Annotated in this window: 10 protein-coding genes; 8 read left to right on the forward strand and 2 right to left on the reverse strand. The window is 70.5% G+C overall.

Translation table 11 applies throughout. The features are described 5' to 3' along the window. The first annotated feature begins 158 nt into the window (after window positions 1–158). From JAO81_RS32750 to JAO81_RS32760, 3 genes are all read left to right on the forward strand, one after another. Window positions 159–887: a response regulator transcription factor gene (locus tag JAO81_RS32750; protein WP_199551606.1), complete on the forward strand. Its 729-nt coding sequence runs from the start codon at window positions 159–161 to the stop codon at window positions 885–887. A 59-nt stretch (window positions 888–946) separates the two neighbouring features. After that, complete coding sequence (locus tag JAO81_RS32755) at window positions 947–2,305, forward strand: sensor histidine kinase (protein WP_374194383.1); 1,359 nt, start codon at window positions 947–949, stop codon at window positions 2,303–2,305. 219 nt (window positions 2,306–2,524) lie between these two features. Further along, window positions 2,525–3,328, forward strand: coding sequence for an alpha/beta fold hydrolase (locus JAO81_RS32760; protein WP_199551608.1), 804 nt, complete (start codon window positions 2,525–2,527; stop codon window positions 3,326–3,328). 105 nt (window positions 3,329–3,433) lie between these two features. Here JAO81_RS32760 and JAO81_RS32765 read toward each other — a convergent pair whose 3' ends face one another. After that, on the reverse strand, window positions 3,434–4,654 hold the full coding sequence (locus JAO81_RS32765) for a DUF2993 domain-containing protein (protein ID WP_199551609.1): 1,221 nt from the start codon (window positions 4,652–4,654) through the stop codon (window positions 3,434–3,436). 70 nt (window positions 4,655–4,724) lie between these two features. Next, window positions 4,725–6,530, reverse strand: a complete 1,806-nt coding sequence (locus tag JAO81_RS32770; protein WP_199551610.1) for a bifunctional UDP-sugar hydrolase/5'-nucleotidase — start codon at window positions 6,528–6,530, stop codon at window positions 4,725–4,727. A gap of 185 nt (window positions 6,531–6,715) precedes the next feature. Between JAO81_RS32770 and JAO81_RS32775 the strand changes: the two genes are divergently transcribed. The 5 genes from JAO81_RS32775 (at window position 6,716) to JAO81_RS32795 (ending at window position 10,483) form a co-directional block, all read left to right on the forward strand. After that, complete coding sequence (locus JAO81_RS32775) at window positions 6,716–7,222, forward strand: cupin domain-containing protein (RefSeq protein ID WP_199551611.1); 507 nt, start codon at window positions 6,716–6,718, stop codon at window positions 7,220–7,222. A 29-nt stretch (window positions 7,223–7,251) separates the two neighbouring features. Continuing rightward, a complete protein-coding gene (mshD, locus tag JAO81_RS32780) occupies window positions 7,252–8,169 on the forward strand; it encodes a mycothiol synthase (RefSeq protein ID WP_199551612.1) in 918 nt (305 codons plus the stop codon). Between the two features lie 111 nt (window positions 8,170–8,280). Continuing rightward, window positions 8,281–8,676, forward strand: a complete 396-nt coding sequence (locus JAO81_RS32785; protein WP_199551613.1) for a GntR family transcriptional regulator — start codon at window positions 8,281–8,283, stop codon at window positions 8,674–8,676. Beyond that, window positions 8,673–9,572 carry an ABC transporter ATP-binding protein gene (locus JAO81_RS32790; RefSeq protein ID WP_199551614.1) on the forward strand — a complete coding sequence of 300 codons (900 nt, stop codon included), beginning with the start codon at window positions 8,673–8,675 and terminating at the stop codon, window positions 9,570–9,572. The genes JAO81_RS32785 and JAO81_RS32790 overlap by 4 nt, the downstream gene beginning before the upstream one ends. Beyond that, the gene (locus JAO81_RS32795) at window positions 9,569–10,483 is read left to right on the forward strand and encodes a hypothetical protein (protein WP_199551615.1); all 915 of its coding nucleotides are present in this window, start codon (window positions 9,569–9,571) and stop codon (window positions 10,481–10,483) included. The genes JAO81_RS32790 and JAO81_RS32795 overlap by 4 nt, the downstream gene beginning before the upstream one ends. Window positions 10,484–10,536: the final 53 nt, after the last annotated feature.

Below are 10,536 nucleotides of genomic sequence, written 5' to 3' on the forward strand. Positions count from 1 at the left end.
GGCAGCGTGGGCCTCGGCTTCGCGATCCCGATCAACGATGTGAAGGCCGACCTGGACACGCTGCGCGCCGGGTCCACGACCTGACCTCGCGCGGCATGGCCGTGCGAGGCTGATGACGGCCACGTCCACTTCCCGAGCGACGCGAGGAACGACCACCGATGAGTCCCGCCGAAGGCGAAGCCCAGCGCATCCTGATCGTCGACGACGAGCCCGCCGTGCGCGAGGCGCTGCAGCGCAGCCTCGCGTTCGAGGGGTACGCCACGGAGGTCGCCGCCGACGGCATGGAGGCGCTGGAGAAGGCGGCCGCGTTCTCCCCCGAGCTCGTGGTCCTCGACATCCAGATGCCCCGGATGGACGGACTGACGGCCGCGCGCCGGCTGCGGGCGTCCGGCTCGACGACCCCGATCCTGATGCTGACGGCCCGGGACACGGTGGGCGACCGGGTCACGGGCCTGGACGCGGGCGCGGACGACTATCTCGTCAAGCCCTTCGAGCTCGACGAACTCTTCGCCCGTATCCGGGCGTTGCTGCGGCGCAGCTCGTATGCGGTGGCGGTGGCGGCGGACCGGGTCGACGACGATGTGCTGTCGTTCGCCGACCTGCGGATGAATCTCGCGACGCGTGAGGTCGTGCGGGGTTCGCGTGCCGTGGAGCTCACCCGGACCGAGTTCACCTTGCTGGAGATGTTCCTCGCCCATCCGCGCCAGGTGCTCACACGGGAGCAGATCCTCAAGTCCGTCTGGGGCTTCGACTTCGAGCCCTCGTCCAACTCCCTCGACGTCTACGTGATGTACCTGCGCCGCAAGACGGAGGCGGGGGGCGAGGCGCGGTTGGTTCATACGGTGCGGGGTGTGGGGTATGCGTTGCGGACGGGCGGGTCCGAGTGAAGGGCTCGTTCGCGGAGCGGCTGCGACGGTTGCCGCTCCGATCCCGGTTGGCCTTGCTCGTGACCGCCGTCGTCGCGTTCGCGGTGGCAGTTGTCGCGACGTCGAGTTGGCTGGTGGTGCGGACGCAGCTGCGTGAGCAGTTCGACGATTCGCTCCGCTCGGCGGACGTGGAGCAGGCAACGAAGTCGTTCGACGGTCGCCTGGGCTGCCCTCAGGGCCCGCCTCCGAACGCGGAGCGGTTTGTCAGCAATCTGAGCGCGACGGTGCAGATCGTCTTCGCCGACGGCAGCCGTTGCTGGGTGGACGGCACGAAGGACCTTCCCGCGACAGAGGACGATCGGGCCATCGCCGAGGGCGACCAACCACCCGTCCTGCATACCGTCACCGCCGCCGACGGCACCAAGATGCGCGTCTACACGCAGCCCGCCGCATATCAGAACCGGCCCGTTGCCGTCTCGATCGCCAGGCCTCTCTCCGACATCGACGAGCCCCTCAACCGACTCGCCCTCATCCTTCTCGTCGTGGCAGGAATCGGCGTACTCGGCGCCGGAGCAGCCGGCCTCCTCGTTGCCCGCACCGGCCTCAAGCCCGTGGACGACCTCACCGAAACCGTCGAACACGTAGCCCGCACCGAGGACTTGACCATCCGCATCCCCGCCGAGGGCGACGACGAGATCGCCAGACTCTCGCGGTCGTTCAACGCCATGACCGCCGCCCTGGAGAGCTCCCAGGAGCGCCAGGCCCAGCTCATCGCCGACGCCGGACACGAACTCCGCACCCCCCTGACCTCCCTCCGTACGAACATCGAACTCCTCGCCCGCAGCGAGGAGACAGGCCGGGCCATCCCGCCCGACGACCGCAAGGCGCTGCTCGCCAGCGTCAAGGCGCAGATGACCGAACTGGCCGCCCTGATCGGCGATCTGCAGGAGCTCGCGCGCCCCGACACCGGCCAGACCGCCAAGGTCGAGGTCGTCGGCTTCCATCAGATCGCCCACACCGCCGTGGACCGCGCCCGCCTCCGCGGCCCGGAGCTCGAGATCACCGCGGAGCTGGCGCCCTGGTATGTACGGGCTGACGCGGCCGCCCTCGAACGGGCCCTGGTCAACATCCTCGACAACGCGGTCAAGTTCAGCCCGCCCGGGGGCGCCGTCGAGGTCGCCCTCGACCGCGGCACCCTCACCGTGCGCGACCACGGCCCCGGCATCCCCGCCGAGGAACTCCCGCATGTCTTCGACCGCTTCTGGCGCTCCCCCACCGCCCGCCAGCTGCCCGGCTCGGGTCTCGGTCTGTCGATCGTGGCCCGCACGGTCCAGCAGAGCGGCGGCGAGGTCACACTCCGCCCGGCGGACGGCGGCGGAACGGTCGCGGTGGTGCGGTTGCCGGGTGCGCCCACGCCACCTCCCGAGCACCCCGCCTAGCCGAGCGGACAGCCCTACTCACGCACTCCGGCGCGGGCCGGCACCGTCCCGGCCAAATGTCTTGTGTCCTGTGGTGGTTGGTGCGTTGCTGTGGACGGCGCAGAGATTCATACGGACGTCTTGTACGGGCGTTTAATACGTGCGTATAGTTCTGCTCATCGCGCCGACCGGATGACACCGACCGGGCCTCGCCGACCGGATCGCAACCGAAGGAGCCCCATGGCCACGACCCGCCCCGCCCTCACCCGCAAGGACCTCGACCTCGCCGGCCGTCGCCTGTCCTACCTGGACTCCGGCGGCACCGGCCGGCCCGTGCTCGCGCTGCACGGGCACCTTGCCGAGGGCGCCTCGTTCACCAGGCTCGCCGAGGAACTCGGGCCCGATTGGCGGGTGATAGCCCCCGACCAGCGCGGGCACGGCGACTCGGACCGGACCCCGGAGTACAGCCGGGACGGTTACGTCGACGACCTGATCGCCCTGCTCGAGCACCTCGCGGCCGGCCCGGTCGTCGTGCTCGGGCACTCGCTCGGCGGGATCAACGCGATGTATCTCGCCGCCCGGCGACCCGACCTGATCGCGGCCATGGTCGACGTGGACGGGCCGGTACTGATGCCCGACGGCCCGAGCCCGCTGTCGTTCGTCCTCTCCTTCCCCTATACGGCCCCCACCCGCGAGGAGCTCATCGAGGGCGCCGGACCCATCGGCCCGATGATCGCCCGGGGCCTGCGCCAACTCCCGGACGGATCCTGGCGGTTGCCCTTCCACCCCCAGGACACCGTCGACTCGGAGAGCGCCGTGCACGGCGACCACTGGGCGGCCTGGACCGGCAGCTCCATGCCCGCGCTCCTGATCAACGGCCGCAAGAGCCAAGCCCTGCCCGGTGAGACGGCGCAGGAGATGGCCGCCCGGCGGCCGCGCACGACGCTGGTACGCCTGGACACGGACCACTTCGTGCAGGCGCAGGACCCGGAGGGCTTCCACCGGGCCGTACGCGAGTTCCTCGACGACCTCGACACTCTCTGAGCGGGCGCGGGCGAGGACACCTCGCCCTCCGAACGAAGGCGAGGGCACCTCACCCTCCGAACGAAGGCGAGGGCACCTCACCCTCCGAACGACGGCGAGGGCACCTCACCCTCCGAACGACACTCCGCTCCCGCCGAGCTCCACCCGTATCCCGTCCCGCTCGACGCGGACGTCCTTCAGATGCAACTCCCCCGATCCTTCGGGAAGTTCGGGCAGCCGGAAGCCCAGGGCCAGGCGGTCCGCGAGGGCCGGGCGGGTGAGGTGGGACAGGCCGTCGAGCAGGGCGGGATCGAGGCCGAGCTGCTTGAGCAGGGCCGGATGGTCCATGGCCACGTCGATCAGATTGAGCCCCATGAGGTCGCGCACGAACCGCGGGGAGCCGGTCAGGGACGACAGGCCGGCCTCCTCGCGCAGCGCCCGCTGCACCGCGGAGCGCGGGATCCCGAGCCGGTCCACGAGTGCGGGGACCGCGAAGAGCGACTTGAGCTTCTGCTGCGAGGAGCGGACCGATTCCGCGGACTTACGGCTCAGATGCAGCCCCTGCGAAGGCTTCGTAGCGGGGCGGTAGGTCGCCAAGTCGCCGATGTCCAGCCGCATTCCGCCGATCCTCGTGGAGATCCCCTTCTCGCCCGAGCGGCGGATCTGCGCATCGGCGGACAGCTTCAGATCGTGCCCGGCGACTGGCAGCGTGCCACGGGCGAGCACCCGGTCACGGCCCTGCGCGGTGAACGTGACCTGAGAGGCGCCCAGTTCACGGCCCAGGTCCTCGAAGGAGAGCAGCACCTCGCCGTCCATTTCGCCCACGGAGGCGCCCTTCACCGAGAGCGGGCCGCCGTCGATCGTCACGTCCGTGGCCGTGGCGGAGACCTTCGCGAGCGAGACACGGTCGGCGGCCACATCGGGCACGGTGACGCCGGCCTTGTCGATCCGCCCGTCCAGGGCCTGGGTGAGGAAGGGGAAGCCCTCGATCTCGACCTCGGGGGCGGCCGTCAGATGCAGCGAGTCCTTCAGCTTCTCGGCCGTCTTGTGCTCGGCGTAGAGCAGCGCCCAGCGGTCGGCGAGCACGAGGAAGGCGGCCGCGGCGAGCAGCAGGACGAGCGCTTTGGCGACGAGCGGGAGACCGGCGAACCGGTTGCGCCGGCGCCGGCGGCCACCGCGGCGGTGCTGGGGCGGCTCCCAGGGCTCGTCGTCCTCGGGCTCGTTCCGCAGGAACTCGTCGAGCGGTCCTGAGAGGTCGGCGAGTTCGTCGTACGGACTGGGGCGGGCGGCGGGCTCTCCTTCGTCATAGGGAGGATGCGTGGAAAAAGTGTGGGGGGACGTACGCATCGGTTCATCCGATCACGCGTACGTCCCCCCACCGCAACCCTTTCGTGACTTAACTCACCGCAGAAGTGAGCTACTTCACGATCGTGATGCGGTCGGCCTTCGGCGGAGCCAGCGGTGCGCTCGCCGAGGAGTTGGCCTTGAGGTAGTCCTCCAGGGCCTTCAGGTCGTCACCGCCGACCAGCACGTTGGCCCCCTTGCCGAGCTCGGTGTAGCCGTCGCCGCCGCCCGCGAGGAACTGGTTCATCGCGACGCGGTACGTGGCCGCCGGGTCGATCGGCTGACCGTTCAGCCTGATCGAGTCCACGACCACCCGGGCGGCGCCCGTCTTGGTCATGTCCAGCGTGTACGTCAGCCCCTCGGAGATCTGCAGGATCCTCGGCGAGGCCTCGTTGCTGCCGCTGACCTGCTGCTGCAGCGCCGTGATGAGCTGCGAGCCCTTGAGGTCGGCCAGGTTCACGGTGTTGCCGAACGGCTGGACCGTGAAGGCCTCGCCGTACGTCACGACACCGTCGCCCTCGCCACCGCTCGCGTCGAACGCGAGGTCGCCCCGGATGCCGCCCGAGTTCATGAGCGCCAAGTCGGTCCCGGGATCGAGGGTCTTGGCGTACGCGAGCTGCGCGTCGGCGATCAGGTCGCCGAGCGGCGTCTCCAGCGTCTTGGCACCGCGGCCGTCGATCTTGCCGGAGATGTAGCCCACCGGACGGTTGGCGATCGGCGCCGCCAGCGTGCCCCAGCGCTTGATGAGGTCGTGCATGTCACCGGCCACGCCCACGTCACGGCTCACGACGTGGTTCGCGGACTCGACCGACGTACGGACGATGTCCTTGGTGCGGCGGTCGTAGGTCAGCGTGGTGTCCGTGTAGACCTTGCCGAACGAGGAGGCCGAGGTCACCAGGCGCGGCTTGCCCGAGGGGTCCGGGATGGTGCAGACGTACGCCTCGTGGGTGTGGCCTGTCACCATCGCGTCGACCTTGGACGTGACGCCCTTGGCGATGTCGGTGATCGGGCCCGAGATGCCGTCGCCGGCGGCCGGGCTGTCGCAGTTGTAGTTGTAGTTCGGCGAGGCCGGCTCGCCGCCCTCGTGGACCAGGGCCACGATGGACTTGACGCCCTGCCGGTCGAGTTCCTTGGCGTACTTGTTGATCGTCTCGATCTCGTCGTGGAACTTCAGGCCCTTGACGCCCTCGGCGGTCACGACGTCCGGAGTGCCCTCCAGGGTCACCCCGATGAAGCCGATCTTGACGCCGCCCTTCTTCCAGACGGTGTACGGCTTGAGGATCGGCTTGCCGGTCTTCTCGTCCGTCACGTTGGCCGCGAGGTACGGGAAGTCGGCGCCCTCGAAGACCTTGCCCTCCTCGTAGCAGCCCTCCTTCGGGTGGCAACCACCGTTCTGCATACGGGCGAGCTCCGCGCGGCCTTCGTCGAACTCGTGGTTGCCCACGGACGAGACGTCGAGGTCGAGCCCGTTGAGCGCCTCGATGGTGGGCTCGTCGTGGAACAGGCCCGAGAGCATCGGGGAGCCGCCGATCATGTCGCCGGCCGCGGCGGTCACGCTGTACTTGTTGCCCTTGCGGGCCGTGCGCAGATGCGTGGCCAGGTACTCGACGCCGCCCGCCTTGACCGGCTCGGCGTTGCCCTCTTCGGTGACGGTGCCCGAAGAGCCCGACGGCGGTTCGAGGTTGCCGTGCAGGTCGTTGAAGGACAGCAGCTGTACGTCGACGGTGCGGCCCTGGCCGTGCCCGTGCCCGTGGCCCCGGTCGTCGCCGTGCGCTCCCGCGGGCAGCGCGGCGGCCACGGAAGCGGCCGCGGCGAGCGCCGTGACGCCCGCGATCAGCAGGCGGCCACGCGTGCGGTGCCGTTGTGGTGTCACTGACATCTGTTCCCCTCTGGTAATCAGTGGGCCGCAGCCTAGAGTCAACGCGCGTAGAGCAACAGGGGGTTCGTGGTTACGGGTGGGTTTCTCCGAGTCGGCCGAGGGGTGGGAGCTATGGAAATTGACCTCGGATTCTGACCAGGAAATGCACCCCACGAGGGGTCTTTCAGGGCTCTAAGCTCATAGTCATGAACACAGAGAACACGCAGTTCACGACCACGACGCCCCTGCTCACGCGCGCGGCCACCGCCGAGACCACCAGCGACCCCAGCGCCGTCATGACCCTGCTCGCCGACTTCGGCACCGACGGCAGCCCGGTCACCACCTACCGCTCGGCCTTCACGGAAGGTGCGGTCGGGGCGCCGGCCCACTTCCACACGCGGGCCTCGGAGTTGTTCTTCGTCATCGGCGGCCGGCTGCGGGTGCTGCTCGACGACAAGGTCGAGGTCCTGGAGGCCGGCGACTTCCTGCACGTACCGCCGCACACCCCGCACGCGTTCGCGGCCGCGGCCGGCAGTGAGGCCGATGTGCTGTTCATGTTCACGCCGGGGATGCCGCGCTTCGACTACCTGCGGCTGCTCGGCCGTGTGCTGCGCGGGGAGGCGAGCCCGCAGGAGATCAAGGACTCCTCCGAGCTCTACGACAACCACTATGTGGACAGCCCGGTGTGGCGGGACGAACTGGCTGCGCGCTGAGCCCGGCGGGCGGGCCGTACGCTCGAGACATGACTGACGCAGCGACCCCGCCCGTGCGCTCCCTCGACATCGTGGACGCCCTGACTCCCGAGCAGATCGACGCCGTGTCGCGGCTGCTCGCGGAGGCCGCCCGCGCGGACGGCCAGCAGGCCGTCTCCGAGCAGGGCAGGCTGCAGCTGCGCGGCGGGCCCCGTGCGGGCGTACGCCACCTGCTGCTGACCGTGGACGGTGAACTCCTCGGCTACGCGCAACTGGAGGACACCGACCCCGTGGAGGCCCCGGCCGGCGAACTGGTCGTGCACCCCGCCCACCGCGGCCACGGCCACGGACGCGCGCTGGGCCAGGCGCTGCTCGGCGCGACCGGCAAGCGGCTGCGGGTGTGGGCGCACGGCGGGCATGCCGCGGCCCGCCATCTGGCCCAGATCCTGGGCCTGTCCCTGTTCCGCGAATTGCGCCAGATGCGCCGCCCGTTGGACCCCTCGGCCTTCACCGAACCGGTCCTTCCGCCCGGCGTCACGGTCCGCGCCTTCGTCCCGGGACAGGACGACGAGGCCTGGCTGCGGGTCAACGCCGAGGCCTTCGCACACCACCCCGAGCAGGGCTCCCTCACCCAGCGTGATCTCGACGACCGCAAGGCCGAGCCGTGGTTCGACCCGGCCGGCTTCTTCCTGGCCTTCCGCGGCGAGGACCTGATCGGCTTCCACTGGACGAAGGTGCACGCACAGGAGCGGATCGGCGAGGTGTACGTGGTCGGCGTCCGCCCGGGCGCCCAGGGCGGCGGGCTCGGCAAGGCCCCCACCGCCGTCGGCCTGCGCCCTCTCGCCGACGCGGGCCTGCCCCCCGCGATGCTCTACGTGGACGCCGACAACAAGGCGGCGGTCTCCGTGTACGAGCGGCTCGGGTTCTCGACGTACGAGACGGATCTGATGTACCGCACGGAGTCCTGACTTTCCCGGGCATTCGAACTGCTCCAACTCCCTTGGGGGCCGCACCTATTGACGCGGCCCCCTTTCTGCATCACCCTTCCACTACTCAATTAGTGAAAGAGGGTTGGGAGTGTGTTCGCGTACCGGATCGACCGGCGCAGCGGTGTCGCCACGTATGTGCAGATCGTCCAGCAGACGAAGCAGGCACTGCGTCTCGGCCTGCTCGACGTCGGCGATCAACTCCCCACCGCCCGCGAGGTGGTGGCCGCGACCGCGATCAACCCCAACACCGTGCTCAAGGCGTACCGCGAGCTGGAGCGCGAGGGCCTGGTCGAGGCGCGGCGCGGTATGGGGACATTCGTGCGGCGCGCCCTCGGCCGCGCGGACCACAACGGGCTGCGGACCGATCTGGCCGACTGGGCCGCGCGGGCCCGGGCGGAGGGCCTGGAGCGCGAGGACGCGCTGGCGCTGGTCGCCGCCGTACTGGAGGAGCACTTTCCGCAGGGTCGCGAGGGGGATGCGCAATGAGCGGGCAGGGATGGGCACTTGAGGCCGAGGGCCTCACGATGCGCTACGGACGCAGGCGGGCCCCGGTGCTCGACGACTGCGGTCTTACGGTGCCGTCCGGCAGCGTCTGTGGTCTGGTCGGCCCGAACGGGGCGGGCAAGTCGACGCTGCTCGCGCTGGCGGCGGGTCTCCTGAAGCCGACGGCGGGTTCCTTGAAGGTCCTGGGTGCGGTGCCGCCGGGTGCGCGGGCGGAGGTGGCGTACGTCGCCCAGGCCAAGCCGCTGCCGTCCCAGCTGACGGTCGCGGCGGTGCTGAGGCTCGGCGCGGAGCTGAACCGGTCCTCGGGGCGGTGGTCCGCGGCGGCTGCCGAGCAGATCGCGTACGAGCAGGGCGGGCTCGAACCGAAGGCCCGTATCCACTCGCTCTCCGGCGGCCAGCGCACGCGGGTAGCGCTGGCGCTGGCCTTCGGCAAGCGGGCCGGGCTGATGCTGCTCGACGAGCCGATGGCCGACCTAGACCCGCTGGCGCGGCAGCAGCTGATGGGCGCGCTGATGGTGGAGGCGTCGGAGCACGGCACGACGATCTTGATGTCCTCGCACGTGTTGCCCGAACTGGAGGGCAGCTGCGACCACTTGGCGCTCCTGGGTGCCGGACGGGTGCGGCTGGCCGGGCCCGTGGACGAGCTGGTGTCGTCGCATGTGCTGCTCACCGGCGCGGGCTCCCTGGACGGCCACACCGTTGTCGAGCAGCGCCCGGCAGGCCGCGGCGCGACGGCGCTCGTACGGCGCGGTGCGGCGCTGCCGCCGGGCTGGGAGGCGGTGGAGCCGTCCCTCGAGGAGATCGTCCTCGCTCATCTGCGGACGGCCGGTCCGGCCGACGCGGCCGGTCCGAGTGCGCCCGAGGAGGCCGCCGTATGAGCACCCTGTCCTTTGCCCCGCGGGGGCTGACGTGGGCGTTCTTCCGCCTGCACCGGGCCTCGCTGCTGTTCTTCGGCGGGTGCTTCCTGGCGTTCGTCGGGTTCGAGATCTACACGTACAGGGTCGGCATCGACCCCGAGCAGACGGGCAACGTCTGCGGGCCGTTGGATCCCTCCTGCCACCTCTCCCTGGGCATCTACTCACGGGACTACTACAACCTGCTGCTGGTGTCCGAGGCCGTCCTCGCCTACCTCCCGCTCGTCCTCGCCGCCTACATCGGCGGCGCGGTGATCGCCCGCGAGCTGGAGAGCGGCACCGCGGCTCTGGCCTGGACCCAGTCCGTGACCCCGGTGCGCTGGCTGGCCGCCAAGCTGGCATGGCCGGCACTCCTGACCACCCTGGGCATGACCGTTCTGCTGCTGCTGCACTGGTGGGTACGCACCGAGACCGGTCCTGCGGGACGTGAGTGGTACGGCGCCGACACCTTCCGTGCCACCGGACCTGTCGGACTCGCCTGGGTCCTGTGCGCCCTGGCGGTCGGGGCCTTCTGCGGCCTGGTCCTCAAGCGCACCCTGCCCGCACTCGGCGCCGCAGTCGCCGTGATGGTCGCCGCGAACTGGCTCACCAACGTCCACCGCTGGAAGCTGTGGCCCTCCGTGTCACGCTACGAATCCGAGTACAGCTCGGTCGGGAGCACCTCGCTCCAGCTCGAGAACCGCTCATGGGACGCGGCCGGCCGTGAGGTCCCGTGGATGGGCGAGGGCTGGGGCTCGGCCGTACGCCACTACCGCGAGTTCCAGCCCAGGTCCCACTTCTGGCCCATCCAGTGGGTCGAGTCCGGCCTCGCCCTCGCCCTCGCCGGGGCTCTCACGCTGGCCTGCTTCTGGCTGCTGAGGCGCCGTACGCCCTGAGGAGGGGGCGGCGTACGGCAAGGGCGACCCCGGGGGACTCGAACCCCCGGGGT

The sequence above is a fragment of the Streptomyces sp. N35 genome (assembly GCF_016464295.1).
Lineage (GTDB): Bacteria > Actinomycetota > Actinomycetes > Streptomycetales > Streptomycetaceae > Streptomyces.